Here is a 22,091-nt window from a genome sequence, read left to right on the forward strand (position 1 = left end):
GACGGCCCACGCCGGGGCGACCGGGGGGCTCCCCGGGCCGCCACCGGCCGGCGCCGCGACGTGATTGCCGAAGAACCGCCATCCAAGGAGACCGATGTCCACGTTCAGCCCGCACCGTGCCCTCACCGCGACGGCAGCCGCGGTGGCCCTGCTCGCCACCTTCGGCGCGGGAAGCGCCTCGGCCGCCGACCGCACCGGCCAGGACCTGATCAACCGGACCGACGGGAGCCGCCTCGCGCTCTACGGCGACTCGACGGCGGAGGGCGCCACCGCGGTCTCCCTCCGCGACCCGGGGTGGAAGCACAAGACCGAGGTGTGGGACGAGGTCGGCGGCCGGTGGGAGAACGGCCGCTACACGCTGACCTTCAAGAACCAGGCCGCCGACAAGTGCCTCCAGCCGGCCGACGCCAAGCCCGCCCGCGGCACCACGATCGTCGTACGGAGCTGCGACGGCTCCGACCTGCAGCGCTGGGTCCTGCGCCCGGAGGGGGACAACAACTCCCGCTGGTGGATCTGGCAGCCCAAGGTCGACACCGGTCTCGCCATGACCCTCAACCGCTACAACGACGGCAGCTGGAACTCCCTGTACCTGGACACCTCGTACCCGAGCGCCGACCGCCTCTGGCACCTGGCGGACGACAACACCAGCTGGTGACCGAGAACGCGCCTCCCTCGCGAAGGGGCTGAGCCCAGGCGCGAGCCGCCAGTCCACCGACGTCCCCGGCCGGGTGGCCGGGGACGTCGTGCTGCCCGCACCGCACCGCACTTCCGCGCCGTGCGGCCGGACGCGCCGTCAACCGGCAGCTCAGGGAGGTTCTTTGGAGCAAGGTCCAAGATTTACGCCGATGTGACGCAGGGGTCTTCTACGAGGCCGACCACTCCGCCATAGTGCCGAATGCGGAAATCCGCTTCCGCATCTCAGAAGTCACAAGGGAGGGAGTGCCTGTGTCGTCGTCCGTACCGTCCCTGCCGCGACGCGCCGCACGCATGCTGCGAACCTCACTGTTCGCCCAGGTCGCCGTCGCCCTGATCGCCGGTGTCCTCGTCGGAAGGCTCTGGCCCGAGGTGGGCACCGCCAGTCAGCCGCTCGGCGACGGCTTCGTCCGGCTGATCAAGGCGATGATCGGGCCGCTGGTGTTCTGCGTGGTGGTCGCCGGCATCACCAAGGCCGGGGACCTCAAGTCCTTCGGCCGCATGGGGCTCAAGGCCCTCATCTGGTTCGAGGTGGCCACCACCGTCGCCCTCGTCGTCGGCCTGCTCGCCGGAAACCTGACCGGACCCGGGCAAGGCATGAACGTCGACCCCGCGTCCCTGGACGCCTCGGCCGTCGACGAGCGGACGGGCGGCGGTGAACTCCCCTCCACCAGCGAGTTCCTGCTGCACTCGCTGCCCGACAGCGCGGTCGGGGCCTTCGCCGAGAACGCCCTGCTCCAGGTGCTCGTCCTCGCCTGTCTGACCGGTGCGGCCCTGCTCCACCTCGGCCACACCAAGGTGCCCGCGATCCTGCCCGCCATCGCCCAGGCGCAGGAGGTCGTCTTCACGATCGTCGGCTTCATCATGCGCCTCGCCCCGCTGGCCGTCTTCGGCGCCACCGCCCACCTGGTGGGGGAGTACGGCATCGGCGCGCTCTCCACGTACGGCAAGCTCATCGCCGTCTGTTACGCGGTCGCCCTCCTCTTCCTCGTCCTGCTCGGCCTCGCCCTCAAGGCGCTCACCGGGCTGAGCCTGTGGAAGTTCGTCCGCTACACGCGTGAGGAGATGCTGCTGGCGCTCGGCACGGCGTCGAGCGAGGCGGTCATGCCGCGCATGATGCAGAAGCTCCGGCACGCCGGCTGCCGCGACGACGCGGTGGGGCTCGTGCTGCCCACCGGCTACTCCTTCAACCTCGACGGCGCCTCCATCTACCTCTCCATCGGCACGCTCTTCGTCGCCCAGGCCGTCGGCGTCGACCTCACCCTCGGCCAGCAGGTCACCGTGGTCCTCATCCTCATGCTGACCAGCAAGGGCATGGCAGGTGTCCCCGGTTCGGCGTTCCTCGCGCTCTCCGCCACCGCCGCCGCTCTCGGGGTGATCCCGGCCGGAGCCGTCGCCCTGCTGCTCGGCGTCGACCGCATCATGGACGCGATGCGGGTCGCCACCAACCTGCTCGGCAACTGTGTGGCCGTCTTCGTCGTCTCCCGCTGGGAGGGCGCCCTCGACCGGTCCCGGGCCCGCCAGGTCCTCGCGGGCGAGCTGCCGTTCGTGCCCGAGCAGGACGGGCCGGACCCGGAGCGGGCCGGGGAGCGGGCGGAGCGCGTACCGGAGCGGGCCGGACCCGCCGCGCCCAGGGCCACGCCGGAGCCGACGGACCCCGTCGGCTGACGCCCGACCCGGCCCCGCTCCCGCCCGCTCACACCGGCAGCACCGGCAGCACCGGCTGCTCCTCCACGCACACCGCCCGCGCGAACTCCTCGACCAGCGCCGGAGCCTCGCCCGGATCGGCGGCCAGCGCCCGCAGTACGGGGCTCCCGACGACGATCCCGTCGACCATGGGGGAGACCGCCGCCGCCAGGGCGGGGGTGGAGATGCCGACGCCCGCCACCACCGGGAGCGGGGTCACCGAGCGCAGCCGCCGTACGGACGCCTCCAGGCCGTCCAGGTCGAGGGGGCCCCGGTAGCCGGTGGGGGCGGTGCTGGCGGGGGCGTAGAGCCAGCCGGAGGCGAGGCGGGCGAGGTCGTCCAGGTCGGTGTCGGGCAGGCCGGGGGCGGCGAAGCGCGGGGCGGTGATCCCGGCCCGTGCGGCGGTCTCGTGCCAGGCGGCGGCGTCCGCGTCCGGCAGGTCCACGATCATGGCCCCGGACGCGCCCGCCTCGGCCAGCGCCAGCGCCGTCCGCTCCGGCCCGTACCGCCGCACCGGCTCCCAGTAGCTCATCACCACCACGCCGGCGCGGGCGGCCGCGTGCTCCACGGTCCGCAGGAGGTCCGCCATGGTGGCGCCCTCCTGGAGGGCCTGGCGGTAGACGGCCCGGATGAGGGGGCCGTCGTAGACCGCTTCCGCGTGCGGGATGCCGATCTCGAAGAAACCCTCCTGCCCGGGGAGCGCGGGGGCCAGCGCCTCGATGTACTGGTGGACTCCGGGCAGGCCGGAGGGAAGGAAGACACCGAGCGTGGTCCGGCGGGACTCCGAGGGCGGGGCGCTGGGGAGGTCGGTGGCGGAAGAGTGAGACATGCGTGGTCTTTCGGCGAAAACGAAACGATGCGGGCAGCGCTTCAACGATCGTGCCTGGCTGCCGATGCGGGGCGGCTCGTCCGGGTGGCGGAGCCGGACCCTCCGCCGGGCCGCCCGCAAGGCCCCGGAACACCGCTTCACCTGGGGTGCGGCACCCTTGCGGGGCCGTCGGGGGACAGCGGAATTCCCTGCCGCGGGTCCGGGCCGGGCCCGCCCGCCGCCGCCCACACCCTGATGTCGGATTCTCGCCAGCGTCGACGCCGGACAGCGGCGATGCTGGAGTCATGTACACCGACACCGAGCGCTGCGTACGGGCCGTGCAGTCGAAGGACGCCCGGTTCGACGGCTGGTTCTTCACCGCCGTGCTGACCACCGGGATCTACTGCCGTCCCAGCTGCCCGGCCGTGCCGCCCAAGCCGGCCAACATGGTGTTCCACCCCAGTGCCGCCGCCTGCCAGCAGGCCGGCTTCCGGGCCTGCAAGCGCTGCCGCCCGGACACCAGCCCCGGCTCACCGGAGTGGAACCAGCGCGCCGACGCCGTCGCCCGCGCCATGCGGCTCATCGCCGACGGCACCGTCGACCGCGAGGGCGTCCCCGGCCTCGCCGCCCGGCTCGGCTACAGCACCCGCCAGATCGAGCGCCAGCTCCTCGCGGAACTCGGCGCCGGACCGCTCGCGCTGGCCCGCGCCCAGCGGGCCCAGACCGCCCGCCTGCTCATCGAGACCACCACCCTGCCGATGGCCGACATCGCCTTCGCCGCGGGCTTCTCCTCGGTCCGCACCTTCAACGACACCGTCCGCGAGGTGTACGCGCTCTCCCCGACCGAACTCCGGGCCCGCAGCCGTGCCCGGCCCGGCACGGCCGGCGACCCCGCGCCCGGAGCCGTCTCGCTGCGGCTGCCGCTGCGCACCCCCTTCACCCCGGACAACGTCTTCGGGCACCTCGCCGCCACCGCCGTCCCCGGCGTCGAGGAGTGGCGCGACGGCGCCTACCGGCGCACCCTCGACCTGCCGCACGGCCCGGGCATCGCCACCCTCACCCCGGCCCCCGACCACATCGGCTGCCGGCTGGCCCTCACCGACCTGCGCGACCTCACCCTCGCCATCAGCCGCTGCCGCCGCCTGCTCGACCTCGACGCCGACCCGGTCGCCGTGGACGAGCGGCTCGCCGCCGACCCCGTCCTCGCGCCGCTCGTCGCCAAGGCGCCGGGCCGGCGCGTGCCGCGTACCGTCGACGCCGCCGAGTTCGCCGTCCGGGCCGTCCTCGGCCAGCAGGTCTCCACCGCCGCCGCCCGCACCCACGCGGCCCGCCTCGCCGCCGCGTACGGCACGCCCGTCGAGGACCCGGCCGGCGGCCTCACCCACCTCTTCCCGCGCCCCGGCCAGCTCGCCGGGCTCGACCCGGAGCAGCTCGCCATGCCGCGCAGCCGCCGCACCACCCTGACCACGCTGGTCGCCGCCCTCGCCGACGGCTCGATCGGCCTGGGGCCGGAGGAGGACTGGGACGAGGCGCGCGCCCGGCTGCTGGCCCTGCCGGGCTTCGGCCCGTGGACCGTCGAGATCATCGCGATGCGGGCCCTCGGCGACCCCGATGCCTTCCCCGCCACCGACCTCGGGGTGCGCCGCGCCGCCGAACGCCTCGGCCTGCCCGGTGCCCCCGGCGGCCTCACCGCCCGCGCCGCCGACTGGCGCCCCTGGCGGGCGTACGCCGTGCAGTACCTGTGGGCCACCGACGACCACCCCGTCAACCTCCTGCCCGCCTGACCGCCACCAGCCCCCACCGGAGCACCGCCATGACCAGCACCGCAGCCCCGCCCACCGCCCGCTGCCACACCGTCCTCGACAGCCCCTGCGGCCCGCTCACCCTGGTCGCCACCGGCGGTGTCCTCAGCGGCCTCTACATGGAGGGCCAGCGGCACCGGCCCGCCCAGGAGACATTCGGCCCCCGCGACGACCGCCCGTTCGGCGAGGCCGCCGGCCAGCTCGCCGCCTACTTCGGCTCCACCCGCACCACCTTCGACCTCGAACTCCGTCTGGACGGCACCCCGTTCCAGCGCTCCGTGTGGAAGCGGCTGCGCGCGATCCCGTACGGCGAGACCCGCACTTACGGGCAGCTCGCCGAGGACCTGGGCAGCCCCGGTGCCTCCCGCGCCGTCGGCCTCGCCAACGGCCGCAACCCGGTCGGCATCATCGTCCCCTGCCACCGTGTCGTCGGCGCGAGCGGCTCCCTGACGGGGTACGGCGGCGGCATCGACCGCAAGCGCGCCCTCCTCGCCCACGAGCGAGGGGAGGGGTACACCACCGCCGCCCTGTTCTGAGCCCGGCTCAGCCCCGCGCCTCGGGGTGGGCCGCCGCGTACGCCTGCTCGAAGAGGGCCCGGATCTCGGGCCCGCTCAGCCCGGCGGCGCGCGCCTCGGCCAGCCAGGCGTCCAGCCCCTGGCGCAGCGGCGAGCCCGGACCGCCGCCGGCCGGGGCCAGCGAGCGGGTGACGAAGGTGCCGGCGCCCTGCCGCACCTCCGCCAGGCCCGCGCTCTCCAGGGCGCGGTACGCCTTCAGGGTGGTGTTCGGGTTGACCTTGGTGGACGAGGCCACCTGGGCCGCCGTCGGCAGCTGGTCCCCCTCGCGCAGGGCGCCCATCCGCAGGGCCTGCTCGACCTGGTGGACGATCTGGAGATAGGTGGCGACCCCGCTGCGCCGGTCGATCCGGAACACGACCATCGCCCTCACCTCCCGCTCGGCTGCCGCAACTCTACGGAGTCCCGCCGTGCCCCGCTCACAGCGGCCGCCTGCCGACTCTCACCACGACGAAGGCGGTCAGCAGCACGGTCCCGGCGAGCAGGATTCCCGCGCCGGTCCACTGCATGGCGGGCATCTGGTCGTAACCGAGGTACTCGATCACGTCGTTGACGATCCCCTTCTCCCGCAGGCACGCCTCGGAGGCGGCCTCCGTCTGCTCGGCGCAGGAGCCCCAGCCGTAGAGCCGTCCGTCGGCGCTGCCCACCCAGCGGTCCAGTTCGTGCGCCTCGGAGAGGCGGGCCGGCAGCTCCGTGTCGAGCGGGTAGGTGAACATCCGGGAGGGGGCCAGATGTGTGCGGACGCGGTCCCAGGCCATCTCGACGACGAGAGCCAGGACGAAGGTGGCGGTCATCGCCACGAACACCCGGCGCGTCAGCAGCCCGACGGTGACGCCGACGGCGGTGAGGAAGAGGGCGAACGCCGGCAGCATCGGGCCGGTGTTGTCGAAGACGGCTCCCTCGCTCCACTCGTGGGGCATCAGCGACCGGTGCGGTTCCCAGTACCAGGTGTGGAGCAGCCCGAGCGGGACGGCCGCCAGCAGCGCCAGCGAGTAGCACCAGGTCAGCTTGGCCAGCAGCCACTGCCGCCGGGTGACCGACTGGGTGGTGACCAGCTGGGCGGTGCCCTGTTCCTGGTCCCCGGAGATCAGGGGCGCGCCGACGAAGACCGCCAGTGCCACCGGCAGGGCGCTGAGCCCGAGCAGCAGGTACCCGTGGACGCTGCCGCCGACCACGGGCTGCGGCACCTCTTTCGCGGGCCACCCGGCCCGGTCCAGGAGACCCACCAGCGCGAAACGCTGCTGCACGAGGAGGGCGCAGCCGACGGCGACCGCCGCGAGCACGCCGAGTGCGGTCGCCCGGTGCTGGCGGGCGACGAGCCAGGGCAGGCCGCGCAGCAGCCCGGTCCGGGAGACGGTCGCCGCGGGGGCGGCGGGGACGGTGGCGGTCACGGCGTGGTGATCCCTTCGGCGGTGCGGGCGTCCGGCACGTACAGGGCGGGCGCGTCGGGGGAGCGGAGGTGGGCCAGCAGCACTTCCTCCAGGCTGGGCCGGTCCACCGACCAGGCGTCGGGGAGCGGACCCGAGGCGCGGATCAGCGCCTGGAACTGGCGGCCCTCGGTCCGCACCTCCACCACGGTGTGCGCGGCCAGCTCCGGCGGCGGCGTCCCGTCCGGCGCGAGACCGGTCACCAGCGTGTGCGCGGGGAGCAGTTCGTCGGCGCTCCCGGCCAGCCGCACCCGCCCGCCGGAGAGGACCAGCAGGAAGTCGCACATGTCCTCGACCTCGGTGAGCTGGTGCGAGGACATCAGCACCGTCGTGCCGCGCTCCACCGCCTCCGCCATCAGCAGGGTGCCCATCTCGTCCCGCGCGAGCGGGTCGAGGTCCGCCATCGGCTCGTCGAGCAGCAGCAGGTCGGGGCGCTTGCCGAAGGCGAGGGCGAAGCCGACCCGGGTGCGCTGGCCGCCGGAGAGCGTGCCCACCCGGGCGTCCAGCGGCACGCCGCCGGAGCGGACGATGCGCTCGGCCGCCGCCATGTCCCACCCCGGGTTCAGCTCGCCGCCCATCCGCAGCGTCTCCGCCACCGTGAACCGCTTGAAGAGCGGCTTGTCCTGCCCCAGGAAGGCGAACCTCGGCATGACCGCCGGGTCGTCCACCGGGGTGCCGAAGAGCCGCAGTTCGCCCTCGGTCGGCTGGAGCTGGCGGGACATCAGCCCGAGCAGCGTGCTCTTGCCGGCGCCGTTGGGCCCGACCAGTCCGCAGATCCGCCCCGCCGGAAGCCGGAAGGAGCACTCCCGCAGGGCCCAGCCGCGCCGGTAGCGCTTGCCGATCCCGTCCGCCCGGACCGCCCACTCCCCGGCACCCGGGGTGCCGGTCGCTGTGCTCATCTCTCTGTTCCCCGCCCTCGATGGTGGTTCGCCGACTGTCGATCAATCAGTCATTCAATTAATGGAATGATGGACTTGGGGTGAGGGTGTGTCAAGGAGAGGCAGGGCGGGTCGGCGAGCAGGAAGGGCAGGAAGGGGAGGGGCGCGGAGGGTCAGTCCGCCGACCCGGCCCGCAGGCGCTGGGTGCCGATCGCGGCGAGCAGGGCAAGTTTGCTGTCGGACGGACTGCCGGGCTCCGCCGAGTACGTGACGATGCGCAGGTCGCCCCGGTGGGTGCGGAGGATGTCGCAGTCGAGTTCGAGCAGCCCCACCTCGGAGTGGGTGATCCGCTTGACGGTCGGGCCGTGCTCGGCGACCTCGGGCCGCCGCCACAGCGCGCGGAACGGCTCGCTGCGCGCGCTCAGCCGCTCCACGAGCCGGTGCAGCCTCGGGTCGTCGGGGTAACGCCCCGCGCTGCGGCGCAGGTCGGCGACGAACGAGGCGTCGAGCGCCTCCGGGGAGCCGGGGCCGTGGATGTGGCAGTCCGAGTCGCTGGTGAAGTGGAGCCACAGCAGATTGCGGTCGGCCTCCCGCAGGGCCGAGAAGTCGCCCATCAGCGCGGCCCACAGCGGGTTCCACAGCAGCAGGTCCCACATGGCGTCGAAGACGGCCACGGGCCGCTCCCCGGTGCGCTCCACCAGCCGCCGCACGCTCGCCGGGACCAGACGGCTGATCCGGCCGCCCTCCATCGCGTGCCCGGCCAGGCGGAACAGGTGCTCCTGCTCGGTGTCGGAGAGCCGGAGCGCCCGAGCGAGCGCCGCGCACACCTGGGCGGACGGCGCCGCCGCCCGCCCCTGCTCCAGCCGTACGACGTAGTCCACCGAGACGCCGGCCAGCACCGCCACCTCCTCGCGGCGCAGCCCGGCGGTGCGCCGGGCGGTGTGCGCGGTCAGGCCCGCCTCGGCCGGCGCCAGCCGCTCGCGCCAGGCCCGCAGCAGGGCGGCCAGCTCACCGGAGGCATCCATTCCTCCATGGTCGCAGCCCGCTCGGGGAAACTGCCTGGTACTGCCGGTACCGGGAAAAGACCTCTCTGGCCCCCGCCCACGGACCGGCGCAGACTCGCCGCCATGACCATCACCCTGATCACCGGGGCCAACAAGGGCCTCGGCTTCGAGACCGCACGCCGCCTGACCGCCGCCGGGCACACCGTGTACGCGGCCGCCCGCACCCCGGAGAAGGCCGGGCGCGCCGCCCGCGAGCTGGGCGCCCGCCCGCTGGTCCTGGACGTCACCGACGAGGCGTCGGTCGCCGCGGCCGCGGCCCGCGTCGAGGAGCAGGGCGGACTCGACGTCCTGGTCAACAACGCGGGAATCAGCGGCCGCCCCAGGCCCGCCGGCGCCTTCACCGCCGCCGACGTCACCACCGTGCTCGACACCAACGTGGTCGGCGTCGTCCGCGTCCTGCACGCCTTCCTGCCGCTCCTGGAGCGCAGCGCCTCGGGCGTCGTGGTCAACGTCGGCAGCGGACTCGGCTCCTTCGGCCGCGTTCACGACCCGGAGCGCCCCGAGTTCCGGCTCCCGGGCGTCATGGCGTACGCGGCCTCCAAGTCGGCGGTGTCGATGCTCACCGTCCACTACGCCCAGGCCTACCCCGGACTGCGCGTCAACGTCGTCGACCCCGGGCCCACCGCCACCGACCTCAACGGCCACCGCGGCTCCCAGACCGTCGAGGAGGGCGCCGAGGCCATCGTCCGCGCCGCCCTGCTGAGCACCGAGGGCCCCACCGGCACCTTCTCCGACGCCGCCGGCGTCAGCCCCTGGTGACCCGCCCCCTCCCTCCCAGGAAAAGAGCCTGAGCATGATCGTCGTCACCGGTGCCACCGGCCCCTACGGCCGCCAGGTCGTCGAACACCTCCTGGACCTCGGCGTACCGGCCGCCGGGATCGCCGCCGCCGTCCGCACCCCGGCCCGGGCGGTGGGCCTCGCCGCCCGCGGCGTCGCACTCCGCACCGCCGACTACGACCGGCCCGGGACCCTGCGCACCGCCCTCGCCGGGGCCGCCAAGGTCCTGCTGGTCTCCTCGACCGGGCCCGACGAGGTGCGCGTCGCCCAGCACCGCGCGGTGATCGACGCGGCCGGCGAGGCCGGGGTGGACCTGCTCGCCTACACCTCGGTCACCGGAGCCCCGGCCAACCCGATGGGCCTGGCCCGCGTCCACCGCGCCACCGAGGCCGCCCTCACCGCCTCCGGGCTGCCCGTCGCCCTGCTCCGCAACGGCTGGTACACCGAGAACCACACCGGCACCCTGCGCGACGCGGTCGCCCGGGGCGTCCTGGCCGGCAGCGCGGGCACCGGCCGCATCGCCTTCGCGAGCCGCGCCGAGCTGGCCGAGGCCGCCGCCCGCGTCCTCACCCTCGGCGGCCAGGCCGGCAGGGTGTACGACCTGACCGGCGACACCGCCCGGACCCTGGCCGAGGTGGCCGCCGAGGCGGCCGCGCAGACGGGCACCCCGGTGGCTTACCAGGACCTGCCGCCCGAGGCGTACCGCCGGCTCCTCACCCGGGCCGGCCTGCCCGCCCCCGCCGTCGAGCTGATCGTCGACTCCGACCGCTGCATCGCCCAGGGCGCCCTGGAACACCCCACCGGCGACCTCCGCGCCCTGCTCGGCCGCCCCACCGAGACCCTGGCGGCCGCCGTCACCCGCGCGCTCGAGGAGTGACCGGCTGCGGGGCCGTCAGCCCCGCAGCCCCCGCAGCAGCTCCGGCAGCGCCGTGCCGATCGGCTCCCTGACCACCTCGTCGGCGAGCGCGTCGTACGGGGTGGGCTCGGCGTTGACCACGATCAGCCGCGCCCCGTGCTCCGCCGCCAGCCCGGCCAGCGAGGCGGCGGGCTGCACCTGGAGCGTGGAGCCGACCGCCACGAAGACGTCGCACGCCCGGGCGATCTCCATCGCCTGGCCCAGCACCCGGGGGTCCAGCGCCTCGCCGAACATCACGGTCGCCGCCTTCAGCACGCCCCCGCAGACGCGGCACGGCGGATCGGCCTCGCCGGCCGCCACCCGCTCCAGCTCCTCGGCCATCGAGCCGCGCACCCCGCACACCGTGCACACCACCTCGCGGGCCGTGCCGTGCAGCTCCAGCACCTTCCGGTCGGGCAGCCCGGCGCGCTGGTGCAGCCCGTCGACGTTCTGCGTCAGCACCCGCACCGGGGTTCCGGACCGCTCCAGCTCGGCCACCGCGCGGTGCGCGGCGTTCGGCTCGGCCCGCAGCGCCGGGCTGGTCCGCCGCATCTGCCAGGACCGCCTGCGCACCTCAGGGTCGGACATGTACGCGTCGTACGTGACCAGCCGTTCCGCCTCCGGGTCCCGGCGCCACAGGCCGTTCGGTCCCCGGTAGTCGGGGATGCCGGAGTCGGTCGAGATGCCCGCGCCGCTCAGCAGAGCGACCAGCGGGCGGGAGCCGGGGGAGGAGTCGGTGGCGGACATACCGGGAGGGTAGGTCCTGGCCGCCCTCCCGCGCCCGGGATTGTTCCGCCCGGGGCTGCCCGCTGATCATGGTCGGGTGGCAGGTCGCCATGAACTGTCCGATGCCGAGTGCGATCTGCTGCGGCCTCTGCTGCCGATCTCCTCGACGGGCCCTCCCCGGTCGGACGCTTTCGAGCAGATGCTGCAGGCTGTGCAGGCCAAGGCGGACGCGGCCGGCCTCCCCATGTGGGTGTGGTCCTCGACGCCGGTCTCTAACCGACCAGGCGTCGGCGCCAGTCCAGGGGAGTGACGGTGATGGCCCGGCCGGGGTCACCATCCCAGTCGGCGGCGAGACCGACCGCCTCTAGTGCAGCCATGACCTCGTGGCCGATGACTGCAGGGGGCTCGGACGAGTCGTCGAAGCTGCCGTAGAGGAGCATCAGTCCGTGGCCGGCAGCGGCGAACTCCGTGCACTGGGTGTGAAAGTAGACGAAGCCGCGGGCGTCTGGCCCGCCTTCGCCGCCGATCTCGGACCGGCCGCAGTTACGGCAACAGGTGAAGTTCTCGCGGGCCGTGACACCGGCCTCCTGCAAGGCGGTGAACGCGCGGGTGAGCCGCTCAGGGTCGGTCTCCCCCTGCCACTCGGCCTGCTCCGCGACCCGCTCCAGCCACAGCCGGTCGGCCAGCGCCTGGGCCTGCTCGCGCGAGACGGGCCTGCGGTCCTTGGTGACCAGGTACTCCTCGGCAAGCTCGGCCAGTCCGGCGCGGGAGGCGTAACCGCCGGCCAGCACCTCGCGGACGCGCTTCTCCAGCTCCGCGCACTCGCCCTCGGCGAGTGCGAGCGGCGGCACCTCACGGGCGGGACCCATGTCCAGCAGCGACCACGCCAGACCGTCGTCCCACCCGACCTCCTGGCGGGCCCAACCGGTCATCGCGGCGATCACGACCTCGGGTTCGTCGGCCATCGCCTGGAAGTGCCGGTCGGCGGCACCATCGCGGTACTCCAGCGTGTAGTCGCCACCGGCCTTGTGCCAGACCTGGGCGAAGACGTCAGGCAGGTCGGGTATCCGCTGGACCGACAGGAACAGGTCACCGGCACCACCGATTCGCCGGACCAGTCCAGCCAGCTCCTCGGCGGACACACGCACGTGCCGCTCCCAGTTCTCCGTATTCACCACGATCTCGAGCATGCGCAGACTCTGACACACCCCTCTGACGGCAGACTGCCTCTGCCCGCGGCCCCCCCCCGGGGCCCGCGACACGACTGCCGCTGCGACAGCTCGATCAGACCCTGCTGCTCGTGGTCGACGGCCGGGCTTCGACGACAGCCCCTGGGGCTGTCCGGCCCGCCGCAACTCGTTTGCCCCCGGGCCGTCGCTGCTGATGGGATGCCCGCATGGGACATCTCGAAGTGGCGCACCTGGAGTACGACCTGCCCGACGGGCGCACTCTGCTGGGCGACGTGTCGTTCCGGGTGCCCGAGGGCGCCGCCTACGCCCTGGTCGGGCCGAACGGCGCCGGCAAGACCACGCTGCTGCGGATCGTCTCCGGTGAGCTGAAGCCGCACGGCGGCACCGTCACCGTCAGCGGCGGCCTCGGCGTGATGCCCCAGTTCGTCGGCAGCGTCCGCGACGAGCGCACCGTCCGCGACCTGCTGGTCTCCGTGGCCCCGCCCCGCCTGCGCGAGGCCGCGGCCGCCGTCGACCGCGCCGAGCACGCCGTCATGACCGTGGACGACGAGGCGGCGCAGATGGCGTACGCGCAGGCCCTCGCCGACTGGGCGGAGGTCCAGGGGTACGAGGCCGAGACGCTCTGGGACATGTGCACCACCGCCGCCCTCGGCGTCCCCTACGAGCGGGCCCAGTGGCGCGAGGTCCGCACCCTCTCCGGCGGCGAGCAGAAGCGCCTCGTCCTGGAGTACCTGCTGCGCGGCCAGGACGAGGTCCTCCTCCTCGACGAGCCGGACAACTACCTCGACGTGCCCGGCAAGCGCTGGCTGGAGGAGCAGATCCGCCAGACCCGCAAGACGGTGCTCTTCATCTCCCACGACCGCGAACTCCTCGCCCGCTCCGCCGAGAAGATCGTCAGCGTCGAGCCGGGGCCCGCCGGGGCCGACGTCTGGGTGCACGGCGCCGGCTTCGGCACGTACCACGAGGCGCGCAAGCAGCGGTTCGCCCGCTTCGAGGAGCTGCGCCGCCGCTGGGACGAGAAGCACGCCCAGCTCAAGAAGCTGGTGGTCAACCTCCGCCAGGCCGCCGCCGTCTCCCACGAGATGGCCTCCCGGTACGCCGCCGCCCAGACCCGGCTGCGCAAGTTCGAGGAGGCCGGGCCCCCGCCCGAGCCGCCCCGCGAGCAGGACATCCGGATGCGGCTGCGCGGCGGCCGCACCGGGGTCCGGGCGCTCACCTGCGAGCAGCTGGAGCTGACCGGCCTCATGCGACCGTTCGACCTGGAGGTCTTCTACGGCGAGCGGGTCGCCGTGCTCGGCTCCAACGGCTCCGGCAAGTCCCACTTCCTGCGGCTGCTCGCGGGGGAGGACGTCGCCCACACCGGCGAGTGGCGGCTCGGCGCCCGCGTCGTCCCCGGCCACTTCGCGCAGACCCACGCCCACCCCGAGCTGCACGGGCGGACCCTGCTCGACATCCTGTGGACCGAGTACGCCCACGACCGGGGCGCCGCCCACTCGGTCCTCCGCCGCTACGAACTGACCCTCCAGGCCGAGCAGCGCTTCGACCGCCTCTCCGGCGGCCAGCAGGCCCGCTTCCAGATCCTCCTGCTGGAACTGGCCGGGACCACCGCCCTCCTCCTGGACGAGCCCACCGACAACCTCGACCTGGAGAGCGCCGACGCCCTCCAGGACGGCCTGGAGGCGTACGACGGCACGGTCCTCGCCGTCACCCACGACCGCTGGTTCGCCCGCTCCTTCGACCGCTTCCTGGTCTTCGGCTCCGACGGCCGCCTGCGGGAGACGAGCGAGCCGGTCTGGGACGAGCGCCGGGTGGAACGGGCCCGCTGAGCCGGGACCGCGCCACCGCCCGCCACCGGAGGAATCCCCAGGTGGCCTGGGCAGCGGCCCCGCCGGGAGGTTAGTGTCGCAGCGGCGCGACCGCCCTGCCCCCGGGCAGGGCCCGAGGAACAAGGGGATGCAACGGGTGGCTGACACTCGCCGTACGACACACGCACGTGTGCTGATCGCCGCGGACAAGTTCAAAGGGTCGCTGACCGCCGTCGAGGTGGCCGGGCACGTGGCCGCGGGGCTGCGCCGCGCCCGCCCCGGTACCGAGGTCGAGGCCCTCCCGGTCGCCGACGGCGGGGACGGCACGGTCGCCGCCGCCGTCGCCGCCGGCTTCGCCCGGCACACCCGGGAGGTGACCGGCCCCACCGGCGAGCCGGTGACCGCCGCCTGGGCCCTGCGCGGCACCACGGCCGTCGTGGAGATGGCCGAGGCGTCCGGGCTCCAGCACCTCCCCGGCGGCGTCCCCGCGCCGCTGACCGCCACCACGCACGGCTCCGGCGAGCTGATCGCCGCCGCCCTGGACGCGGGCGCCCGCACCCTGGTCTTCGGGGTCGGCGGCAGCGCCACCACCGACGGCGGCGCCGGCATGCTGACCGCCCTCGGCGCCCGTCTGCTCACCGCCGAAGGCACCCCGGTCGGGCCCGGCGGCGCCGCCCTCGCGGAGCTGGCCCGCGCCGACCTGAGCGGCCTCGACCCGCGCCTGGCCGAGGTCGACCTGGTCCTCGCCAGCGACGTCGACAACCCGCTGACCGGCCCCACCGGCGCCGCGGCCGTCTACGGCCCGCAGAAGGGCGCCGACGAGGACGACGTCCGCACCCTGGACGCCGCCCTCACCCACTACGCCCGCGTCCTCACCGAGGCGCTGGGCGACCGCGTCGCCGAGGCGGCCGAGGCGCCCGGCGCCGGAGCCGCCGGCGGTATCGGCTTCGGCGCCCTGGTCGGCCTCGGCGCCCGCTTCCGTCCCGGCATCGAGGTGATGCTCGACGTCCTCGGCTTCGCCGACGCCCTGGACCGCGTCGACCTGGTCATCACCGGCGAGGGCTCGCTCGACACCCAGACCCTGCACGGCAAGGCCCCCGCCGGGGTCGCCGCGGCGGCCCGGGCCCGGGGCGTGGACACGGTGGCCGTCTGCGGCCGCCTGGCCCTCGACGCCGAGGCCCTGGAGAAGGCCGGCATCCGCCGTGCCTACGCCCTCGCGGAGATCGAGCCCGACCCCGAGCGCTGCTTCAGCGAGGCGGGACCGCTGCTGGAGAAGATCGCCCGGACCCTGGGCGAGGAGTGGCTGGCCTGAGCACCGGCGCGTACCGCGCACGCGAGAGGGGCCCCGGACCGGTCATCCCGGTCCGGGGCCCCTCTCGTACGTCCTGTCCCGCGTTGCCCGTCAGGGCAGCTGGGCCGCCCGTGCCTCGCGGCGGTTGTCGCGGAAGTTGTTCACCCGGCGCGCCGTGGCGAAGAGCGGGATGACCGCGCCCAGCACCAGCTGGAGCGCGCAGCCCGTCTGGAGGAGGAGCTGCCCGCCGGGGGCGTCGAACGCCCAGGCGGCCAGCAGGCCCATCGCGGCCACGATCCAGCTGAGCATGGCCACCGCGAGCGGACCCCGCGGCTTCGGGTACTCGACGCGGCTCACCATCAGCCAGGCCGTACCGAGGATCGCCAGCAGCGTCGCCACGAAGGGCAGCTCCAGGAGCACGATGGAGACCACCGTGAGCGCCCCGAAGGGGCTCGGCATGCCCTGGAACATGCCGTCCTTCAAGGTCACGCAGGAGAACCGGGCCAGTCTCAGCACCACCGCCAGCAGCACCACGACCGCGCCGAGCGCCGCCACCCGCTGGTGGGCGTCGTCCGCCACCATGCCGTACACCAGGACGAAGTACGCCGGTGCCAGGCCGAAGCTGATCAGGTCCGAGAGGTTGTCCAGCTCGGCGCCCATCGGCGAGGAGCGGAGCTTGCGCGCCACCAGCCCGTCGAAGAGGTCGAAGACCGCCGCGCAGAGCATCAGGATCACGGCGGTGGCGGCGGAGTGCCGCGCCATGCCGCTCTCGTCGCTGCCGGTCAGGTGCGGGATGAGGATGCCCGTGGTGGTGAAGTACACCGCCATGAACCCGCACGTGGCGTTGCCCAGGGTCAGGGTGTCCGCTATCGACAGGCGCATCGACAGCGGCATCTCCTCGCCGCTGTCCTCGTCCTCGTCGGCCTCGGGCACCCAGCCCGTCTGGGTATCTGAGTCAGACACGGTCAATGCGAGTCACCCCCGCAGTTGTCGGTTGGCCGACCTCCACGTCGACCTCCACACCCTCGGGGAGGTAGATGTCGACGCGGGACCCGAAACGGATCAGCCCGATGCGCTCACCCTGCTCCACCTTGCTGCCCTGCGGGACGTACGGCACGATGCGCCGTGCGACCGCGCCGGCGATCTGCACCATCTCGATGTCGCCGAGCTCGGTGTCGAAGTGCCAGACGACGCGCTCGTTGTTCTCGCTCTCCTTGTTGAACGCCGGAACGAAGCCGCCGGGCACGTGCTCGACGGAGGTCACCGTGCCGGCCAGCGGCGCGCGGTTGACGTGGACGTTCAGCGGGCTCATGAAGATGGCGACACGGGTGCGCCCGTCCTTCCACGGCATGATGCTCTGCACCACGCCGTCGGCCGGGGAGATGACCCGGCCCGGAGCGATCTCGCGCTCCGGGTCGCGGAAGAACCACAGCATGCCCGCCGCCAGAGCGGTGGCGGGCACCGCCAGGGCCGCCGCGCGCTTGGAGCGACGCGAGCGGACCAGGCTGACGGCTGCGGTGGCGACGGTCGGCAGGAGCCACGGCGATGCGCCGCGGGCGATGCGGACCGAGCCGCGCGGTGCAGTGTTTTGGCTGTGGGGCATGGATGACCTTCGTAGCGGATGATGCCGCGCTGCAACGGGGGACGGCGGCTTTCCGGGGATGGTATCGGGTGGCGACCACAACTGGCCAAGCCAGAAACCGTAGTCGACGGCTGAAGAGCGCCGGTCAGGTGTGATCTTCTTCTCGAAAAAATCCCTCAAAGAGGACAATCAGCCCTGGAAACGGTACTCCTCCAGGAGCCTCCTGCCAATGATCATTTTCTGGATCTCGGCGGTCCCCTCGCCGATCAGCAGCATCGGGGCCTCGCGGTACAGCCGCTCGATCTCGTACTCCTTCGAGAAGCCGTACCCGCCGTGGATGCGGAAGGCGTCCTCCACGACTTCCTTGCAGTATTCCGACGCGAGGTACTTCGCCATACCCGCCTCCAGGTCGTTTCGTTCCCCGGAGTCCTTTTTGCGGGCCGCGTTCACCATCATCGCATGGGCCGCCTCGACCTTGGTGGCCATCTCGGCGAGCTTGAACTGGATCGCCTGGTGCTGCGCGATCGGCTTGCCGAAGGTGTGCCGCTGCTGCGCGTAGGAGACGCCCAGCTCGAAGGCGCGCTGGGCGACGCCGCAGCCGCGGGCGGCCACGTTGACGCGCCCGACCTCGACGCCGTCCATCATTTGGTAAAACCCGCGGCCGGTGGTGCCGCCGAGCACACGATTGGCCGGAATGCGCAGTCCGTCCAAAATCATCTCGGTGGTGTCGACACCCTTGTAACCCATTTTCTCGATCTTGCCGGGGATGGTGAGCCCCGGCCGGACCTCGCCGAATCCGGGCTCCTTCTCCACCAGGAAGGTCGTCATCGACTTGTGCGGCGCGGTGCCCTCGGGGTGCCCCTCGTCGGTCCGGCAGAGCACCGCCACCAGGGTCGAGGAGCCACCGTTGGTGAGCCACATCTTCTGACCGGTGAGCGCGTACTCGTCGCCCACCTTGACGCCCTTGGTGGAGATCGCCGAGACGTCCGAGCCGAGCGCCGGCTCCGACATCGAGAAGGCGCCCCGCACCTCGCCGGTGGCCATCCGCGGCAGGAAGTACTCGCGCTGCTCCTGCGTACCGTGCTGCTTGAGCATGTACGCGACGATGAAGTGCGTGTTGATGATGCCGGAGACCGACATCCAGCCGCGGGCGATCTCCTCCACGCACAGCGCGTACGTGAGCAGGGACTCGCCCAGCCCCCCGTACTCCTCGGGGATCATCAGCCCGAACAGGCCGAGCTCCTTCAGTCCCTCCACGATCTGCGTGGGGTACTCGTCACGGTGCTCCAGCTCGGTGGCGACCGGGATGATCTCCTTGTCCACGAAGTCGCGGACGGTGGAGAGGATCTCCTGCTGGATGTCGGTGAGGCCGTGGGTCTGGGCGAGTCGGCTCATGACTACTTCTCCTGTGCCTTCAGCTCCGGGCGGCCGGGCTGCTCGCCGCCGCGCTCCTTGATGTACGTCTCGGTGGGGACCATCACCTTGCGGCGGAAGACGCAGACCAGGGTGCCGTCCTGCTTGTAGCCCTTGGTCTCCACGTAGACGATGCCGCGGTCGTTCTTGGAGCGGGACGGGGTCTTGTCCAGCACCGTCGTCTCGCCGTAGATCGTGTCCCCGTGGAAGGTCGGTGCCACGTGGCGCAGCGACTCGATCTCCAGGTTGGCGATGGCCTTGCCGGAGACGTCCGGCACCGACATGCCGAGCAGCAGCGAGTAGATGTAGTTGCCGACCACCACGTTCTTGCCGAAGTCGGTCGTGGACTCCGCGTAGTTGGTGTCCATGTGGAGCGGGTGGTGGTTCATGGTCAGCAGGCAGAAGAGGTGGTCGTCGTACTCGGTGACCGTCTTTCCGGGCCAGTGCTTGTAGACCGCGCCGACCTCGAACTCCTCGAAGGTGCGTCCGAACTGCACGGCTCAGCCCTCCGGCGCTTCGAACTTGGAGGTACGGGTCATGCCGGCGGCGCGCCCCTTGCCCGCGATCACCAGCGCCATCTTGCGGCTGGCCTCGTCGATCATCTCGTCGCCGAGCATCGCCGAGCCCTTCTTGCCGCCCTCCTCGGAGGTGCACCAGTCGTAGGCGTCGAGGATCAGCTCGGCGTGGTCGTAGTCCTCCTGCGAGGGCGAGAAGATCTCGTTGGCCGCGTCGACCTGGCCGGGGTGCAGCACCCACTTGCCGTCGAAGCCGAGCGCGGCCGAGCGCCCGGCGACCTCGCGGAACGCGTCCACGTCGCGGATCTGGAGGAAGGGCCCGTCGATCGCCTGGAGGTCGTGGTGGCGGGCGGCCATCAGGATGCGCATCAGGATGTAGTGGTAGGCGTCGGCCGGGTAGCCGGGCGGCTGCTGGCCCACGACCAGGGTCTTCATGTTGATCGAGGCCATGAAGTCGGCCGGGCCGAAGACGATGGTCTCCAGGCGCGGCGAGGAGCCGGCGATCTCGTCGACGTTGACCAGGCCCTTGGCGTTCTCGATCTGCGCCTCGATGCCGATCCGGCCGACCTCGTACCCCATCGTCTTCTCGATCTGGGTGAGGAGCAGGTCCAGCGCGACGACCTGCTGGGCGTCCTGCACCTTCGGCAGCATGATGCAGTCGAGGTTGGCGCCGGCGCCCTCCACGACCGTCACCACGTCGCGGTAGGTCCAGTGGGTGGTCCAGTCGTTGACGCGCACGACGCGGGTCTTGCCGGTCCAGTCGCCGTTGTTGAGCGCGTCGACGATGGTGTGCCGGGCGCCCTCCTTGGCCAGCGGCGCGCAGGCGTCCTCCAGGTCGAGGAAGACCTGGTCGGCGGCGAGCCCCTGGGCCTTCTCCAGGAAGCGCGGGTTGGAGCCGGGGACGGCGAGGCAGGAGCGGCGCGGCCGGAGCCGGTTGACGGTCGTCATGCGGGGACCTCCAGAGGGTCGAGCTTGTTCACGAGGCGGATCTCGTCGACGATACGGCCGATGATCTCCGTGATGCCGAAGTCCTTGGGCGTGAAGACGGCGGCCACACCGGCCGCCTTCAGGTCCTCGGCGTCGCTGTGCGGAATGATGCCGCCGACGATCACCGGGATGTCGGCGGCCCCCGACTCCCGGAGCCTGACCAGGACGTCCGGCACCAGTTCGGCGTGCGACCCGGAGAGGATCGACAGGCCGACGCAGTGCACGTCCTCGGCCACGGCGGCGGACACGATCTGTTCGGGCGTGAGGCGGATGCCCTGGTAGACCACCTCGAACCCGGCGTCGCGGGCGCGGACCGCGATCTGCTCCGCGCCGTTGGAGTGGCCGTCCAGACCGGGCTTGCCGACCAGCAGGCGGAGCTTGCCCACCCCGAGGTCGGCGGCGGTCCGGTCGACCTTGGCGCGCACCGCCGCCAGCGGTGAGCCCTCCTCGGCGGCGACCGCCACCGGCGCCCCGGACACCCCGGTGGGGGCGCGGAACTCGCCGAAGACGTCCCGCAGCGCCCAGGACCACTCGCCGGTGGTCACCCCGGCGCGGGCGCACTCCAGGGTGGCCGGCATGAGGTTGGCGGTGCCGGCCGCCGCCCGCTTCAGCCCCTCCAGGGCCTGCTGGGCACGGGCCTCGTCGCGCTCGGCCCGCCAGGCGTGCAGGGCGGAGACGACGCGGGCCTCGTTGGCCGGGTCGACGGTCATGATCGCCGTGCCGAGGTCGGCGGTGAGGGGGTTGGGCTCGGTCGTCTCGTAGCAGTTGACGCCGATGATCTTCTCCTCGCCGGCCTCGATCCGGGCGCGGCGCTCGGCGTGCGAGGAGACCAGCTGCGACTTGAGGTAGCCGGACTCGACGGCCGCCATCGCGCCGCCCATCTCCTGGATGCGGTCCATCTCGGCGAAGCACGCGTCGACCAGGGCGGAGACCTTGGCCTCGATGACGTGCGAGCCCTCGAAGATGTCCTCGTACTCCAGCAGGTCCGACTCGTGCGCCAGCACCTGCTGGATACGGAGCGACCACTGCTGGTCCCAGGGCCTGGGCAGGCCCAGCGCCTCGTTCCAGGCGGGCAGCTGCACGGCGCGGGCGCGGGCGTCCTTGGAGAGGGTGACGGCCAGCATCTCCAGGACGATCCGCTGGACGTTGTTCTCCGGCTGCGCCTCGGTCAGGCCGAGGGAGTTGACCTGGACGCCGTAGCGGAACCGGCGCTGCTTGGGGTTCTCGATGCCGTACCGCTCGCGGGTGACGCGGTCCCAGATGCGGCCGAAGGCGCGCATCTTGCACATCTCCTCGACGAACCGCACGCCGGCGTTGACGAAGAAGGAGATCCGGGCGACGACCGACCCGAACTCCTCCTCGGGGACCTGCCCGGAGTCGCGTACGGCGTCCAGCACGGCGATGGCCGTGGACATGGCGTACGCGATCTCCTGGACCGGGGTGGCTCCCGCCTCCTGCAGGTGGTAGCTGCAGATGTTGATCGGGTTCCACTTGGGGATGTTCGCCACGGTGTACGTGATCATGTCCGTGGTGAGCCTGAGGCTCGGGCCGGGCGGGAAGACGTGCGTCCCGCGCGAGAGGTACTCCTTGACGATGTCGTTCTGGGTGGTGCCGGAGAGCCGCGTGATGTCGGCTCCCTGCTCCTCGGCCACCACCTGGTAGAGCGCCAGCAGCCACATGGCCGTGGCGTTGATGGTCATGGACGTGTTCATCTGGTCCAGGGGGATGTCCTGGAACAGCCGCCGCATGTCACCGAGGTGCGAGACGGGGACCCCGACCCGGCCGACCTCGCCGCGGGCGAGGATGTGGTCCGGGTCGTAGCCGGTCTGGGTCGGCAGGTCGAACGCGACCGAGAGTCCGGTCTGCCCCTTGGCGAGGTTGGACCGGTACAGCGCGTTGGACGCTTCGGCCGTCGAGTGACCCGCGTACGTCCGCATGAGCCACGGCCGGTCCTTCTGGCGCTCTGTCATGGAGGGAACC

General features: G+C 72.9%; 21 protein-coding genes. 8 read left to right on the forward strand and 13 right to left on the reverse strand.

From position 1 onward, the window contains the following. Positions 1-94 precede the first annotated feature (94 nt). Together IF45_RS0104510 and IF45_RS0104515 are read left to right on the forward strand one after the other, a co-directional pair. Positions 95-655, forward strand: coding sequence for an RICIN domain-containing protein (locus tag IF45_RS0104510; protein WP_008406333.1), 561 nt, complete (start codon positions 95-97; stop codon positions 653-655). 332 nt (positions 656-987) lie between these two features. Further along, positions 988-2,361 carry a cation:dicarboxylate symporter family transporter gene (locus IF45_RS0104515; RefSeq protein ID WP_051720666.1) on the forward strand — a complete coding sequence of 458 codons (1,374 nt, stop codon included), beginning with the start codon at positions 988-990 and terminating at the stop codon, positions 2,359-2,361. 28 nt (positions 2,362-2,389) lie between these two features. Here the strand turns inward: IF45_RS0104515 and IF45_RS0104520 are convergent, their stop codons facing one another. Further along, positions 2,390-3,208: a tryptophan synthase subunit alpha gene (locus tag IF45_RS0104520; protein WP_008406335.1), complete on the reverse strand. Its 819-nt coding sequence runs from the start codon at positions 3,206-3,208 to the stop codon at positions 2,390-2,392. Positions 3,209-3,492: 284 nt separating this feature from the next. On the opposite strand from IF45_RS0104520, the gene IF45_RS0104525 reads away from it, so the two are divergent. Beyond that, the gene (locus tag IF45_RS0104525) at positions 3,493-4,971 is read left to right on the forward strand and encodes an AlkA N-terminal domain-containing protein (RefSeq protein WP_030305621.1); all 1,479 of its coding nucleotides are present in this window, start codon (positions 3,493-3,495) and stop codon (positions 4,969-4,971) included. 29 nt (positions 4,972-5,000) lie between these two features. After that, positions 5,001-5,525, forward strand: coding sequence for a methylated-DNA--[protein]-cysteine S-methyltransferase (locus IF45_RS0104530; protein ID WP_030305623.1), 525 nt, complete (start codon positions 5,001-5,003; stop codon positions 5,523-5,525). Positions 5,526-5,532: 7 nt separating this feature from the next. On the opposite strand, the gene IF45_RS0104535 is transcribed toward IF45_RS0104530, so the two are convergent. The 4 genes from IF45_RS0104535 to IF45_RS0104550 all read right to left on the reverse strand — a co-directional run bounded on the left by IF45_RS0104535 (position 5,533) and on the right by IF45_RS0104550 (position 8,891). Continuing rightward, positions 5,533-5,925 carry a GntR family transcriptional regulator gene (locus IF45_RS0104535; RefSeq protein WP_008406338.1) on the reverse strand — a complete coding sequence of 131 codons (393 nt, stop codon included), beginning with the start codon at positions 5,923-5,925 and terminating at the stop codon, positions 5,533-5,535. 55 nt (positions 5,926-5,980) lie between these two features. Further along, positions 5,981-6,952, reverse strand: a complete 972-nt coding sequence (locus tag IF45_RS0104540; RefSeq protein WP_030305626.1) for an ABC-2 membrane transporter-related protein — start codon at positions 6,950-6,952, stop codon at positions 5,981-5,983. Further along, positions 6,949-7,887, reverse strand: coding sequence for an ABC transporter ATP-binding protein (locus IF45_RS0104545; RefSeq protein ID WP_003951881.1), 939 nt, complete (start codon positions 7,885-7,887; stop codon positions 6,949-6,951). Before IF45_RS0104545 ends, IF45_RS0104540 begins: the two co-directional genes overlap by 4 nt. Positions 7,888-8,039: 152 nt before the next feature. Further along, on the reverse strand, positions 8,040-8,891 hold the full coding sequence (locus IF45_RS0104550; protein WP_030305628.1) for a helix-turn-helix transcriptional regulator: 852 nt from the start codon (positions 8,889-8,891) through the stop codon (positions 8,040-8,042). A gap of 102 nt (positions 8,892-8,993) precedes the next feature. On the opposite strand from IF45_RS0104550, the gene IF45_RS0104555 reads away from it, so the two are divergent. Both IF45_RS0104555 and IF45_RS0104560 read left to right on the forward strand, forming a co-directional pair. Beyond that, the gene (locus IF45_RS0104555) at positions 8,994-9,689 is read left to right on the forward strand and encodes an SDR family NAD(P)-dependent oxidoreductase (protein WP_030305629.1); all 696 of its coding nucleotides are present in this window, start codon (positions 8,994-8,996) and stop codon (positions 9,687-9,689) included. Between the two features lie 34 nt (positions 9,690-9,723). Next, positions 9,724-10,584, forward strand: coding sequence for an NAD(P)H-binding protein (locus tag IF45_RS0104560; RefSeq protein ID WP_030305632.1), 861 nt, complete (start codon positions 9,724-9,726; stop codon positions 10,582-10,584). Positions 10,585-10,599: 15 nt separating this feature from the next. Here the strand turns inward: IF45_RS0104560 and IF45_RS0104565 are convergent, their stop codons facing one another. Together IF45_RS0104565 and IF45_RS0104570 are read right to left on the reverse strand one after the other, a co-directional pair. Then, positions 10,600-11,349, reverse strand: a complete 750-nt coding sequence (locus tag IF45_RS0104565; protein ID WP_018469024.1) for an SIR2 family NAD-dependent protein deacylase — start codon at positions 11,347-11,349, stop codon at positions 10,600-10,602. Positions 11,350-11,600: 251 nt separating this feature from the next. Next, entirely contained in the window at positions 11,601-12,518 is a 918-nt protein-coding gene (locus tag IF45_RS0104570; RefSeq protein WP_003951887.1) for a DUF6891 domain-containing protein, read from the reverse strand. A 206-nt stretch (positions 12,519-12,724) separates the two neighbouring features. Between IF45_RS0104570 and IF45_RS0104575 the strand changes: the two genes are divergently transcribed. Together IF45_RS0104575 and IF45_RS0104580 are read left to right on the forward strand one after the other, a co-directional pair. Further along, positions 12,725-14,344: an ABC-F family ATP-binding cassette domain-containing protein gene (locus IF45_RS0104575; RefSeq protein WP_030305634.1), complete on the forward strand. Its 1,620-nt coding sequence runs from the start codon at positions 12,725-12,727 to the stop codon at positions 14,342-14,344. Positions 14,345-14,513: 169 nt separating this feature from the next. Continuing rightward, positions 14,514-15,635: a glycerate kinase gene (locus tag IF45_RS0104580; RefSeq protein WP_030305636.1), complete on the forward strand. Its 1,122-nt coding sequence runs from the start codon at positions 14,514-14,516 to the stop codon at positions 15,633-15,635. A gap of 90 nt (positions 15,636-15,725) precedes the next feature. Here the strand turns inward: IF45_RS0104580 and pssA are convergent, their stop codons facing one another. From pssA to IF45_RS0104610, 6 genes are all read right to left on the reverse strand, one after another. Further along, complete coding sequence (pssA, locus tag IF45_RS0104585) at positions 15,726-16,583, reverse strand: CDP-diacylglycerol--serine O-phosphatidyltransferase (protein WP_075985947.1); 858 nt, start codon at positions 16,581-16,583, stop codon at positions 15,726-15,728. Continuing rightward, on the reverse strand, positions 16,570-17,217 hold the full coding sequence (locus IF45_RS0104590) for a phosphatidylserine decarboxylase (RefSeq protein ID WP_008410558.1): 648 nt from the start codon (positions 17,215-17,217) through the stop codon (positions 16,570-16,572). The genes pssA and IF45_RS0104590 overlap by 14 nt, the downstream gene beginning before the upstream one ends. A gap of 168 nt (positions 17,218-17,385) precedes the next feature. After that, positions 17,386-18,591, reverse strand: a complete 1,206-nt coding sequence (locus IF45_RS0104595) for an acyl-CoA dehydrogenase family protein (RefSeq protein WP_008410560.1) — start codon at positions 18,589-18,591, stop codon at positions 17,386-17,388. 2 nt (positions 18,592-18,593) lie between these two features. Next, complete coding sequence (locus IF45_RS0104600; RefSeq protein ID WP_008410562.1) at positions 18,594-19,106, reverse strand: MaoC family dehydratase; 513 nt, start codon at positions 19,104-19,106, stop codon at positions 18,594-18,596. 3 nt (positions 19,107-19,109) lie between these two features. Next, positions 19,110-20,072 (reverse strand): HpcH/HpaI aldolase/citrate lyase family protein, encoded by a 963-nt coding sequence (locus tag IF45_RS0104605; RefSeq protein ID WP_008410564.1) that lies wholly within the window; start codon positions 20,070-20,072, stop codon positions 19,110-19,112. Next, positions 20,069-22,081 (reverse strand): protein meaA, encoded by a 2,013-nt coding sequence (locus tag IF45_RS0104610; protein WP_026235110.1) that lies wholly within the window; start codon positions 22,079-22,081, stop codon positions 20,069-20,071. The genes IF45_RS0104605 and IF45_RS0104610 overlap by 4 nt, the downstream gene beginning before the upstream one ends. Positions 22,082-22,091: the final 10 nt, after the last annotated feature.

The organism is Streptomyces albidoflavus, assembly GCF_000719955.1.
Classification (GTDB): Bacteria; Actinomycetota; Actinomycetes; order Streptomycetales; family Streptomycetaceae; genus Streptomyces; species Streptomyces albidoflavus.

Coding starts and splice junctions, on each gene's coding strand:
- IF45_RS0104520 (WP_008406335.1), bottom strand. CDS start 3,208: ATGTCTCACTCTTCCGCCACCGACCTCCCCAGCGCCCCGCCCTCGGAG.
- IF45_RS0104595 (WP_008410560.1), bottom strand. CDS start 18,591: ATGAGCCGACTCGCCCAGACCCACGGCCTCACCGACATCCAGCAGGAG.
- IF45_RS0104560 (WP_030305632.1), top strand. CDS start 9,724: ATGATCGTCGTCACCGGTGCCACCGGCCCCTACGGCCGCCAGGTCGTC.
- IF45_RS0104510 (WP_008406333.1), top strand. CDS start 95: ATGTCCACGTTCAGCCCGCACCGTGCCCTCACCGCGACGGCAGCCGCG.
- IF45_RS0104530 (WP_030305623.1), top strand. CDS start 5,001: ATGACCAGCACCGCAGCCCCGCCCACCGCCCGCTGCCACACCGTCCTC.
- IF45_RS0104555 (WP_030305629.1), top strand. CDS start 8,994: ATGACCATCACCCTGATCACCGGGGCCAACAAGGGCCTCGGCTTCGAG.
- IF45_RS0104565 (WP_018469024.1), bottom strand. CDS start 11,349: ATGTCCGCCACCGACTCCTCCCCCGGCTCCCGCCCGCTGGTCGCTCTG.
- IF45_RS0104610 (WP_026235110.1), bottom strand. CDS start 22,081: ATGACAGAGCGCCAGAAGGACCGGCCGTGGCTCATGCGGACGTACGCG.
- IF45_RS0104550 (WP_030305628.1), bottom strand. CDS start 8,891: ATGGATGCCTCCGGTGAGCTGGCCGCCCTGCTGCGGGCCTGGCGCGAG.
- IF45_RS0104545 (WP_003951881.1), bottom strand. CDS start 7,887: ATGAGCACAGCGACCGGCACCCCGGGTGCCGGGGAGTGGGCGGTCCGG.
- IF45_RS0104515 (WP_051720666.1), top strand. CDS start 988: ATGCTGCGAACCTCACTGTTCGCCCAGGTCGCCGTCGCCCTGATCGCC.
- IF45_RS0104535 (WP_008406338.1), bottom strand. CDS start 5,925: ATGGTCGTGTTCCGGATCGACCGGCGCAGCGGGGTCGCCACCTATCTC.
- IF45_RS0104570 (WP_003951887.1), bottom strand. CDS start 12,518: ATGCTCGAGATCGTGGTGAATACGGAGAACTGGGAGCGGCACGTGCGT.
- IF45_RS0104575 (WP_030305634.1), top strand. CDS start 12,725: ATGGGACATCTCGAAGTGGCGCACCTGGAGTACGACCTGCCCGACGGG.
- IF45_RS0104605 (WP_008410564.1), bottom strand. CDS start 20,072: ATGACGACCGTCAACCGGCTCCGGCCGCGCCGCTCCTGCCTCGCCGTC.
- IF45_RS0104525 (WP_030305621.1), top strand. CDS start 3,493: ATGTACACCGACACCGAGCGCTGCGTACGGGCCGTGCAGTCGAAGGAC.
- IF45_RS0104590 (WP_008410558.1), bottom strand. CDS start 17,217: ATGCCCCACAGCCAAAACACTGCACCGCGCGGCTCGGTCCGCATCGCC.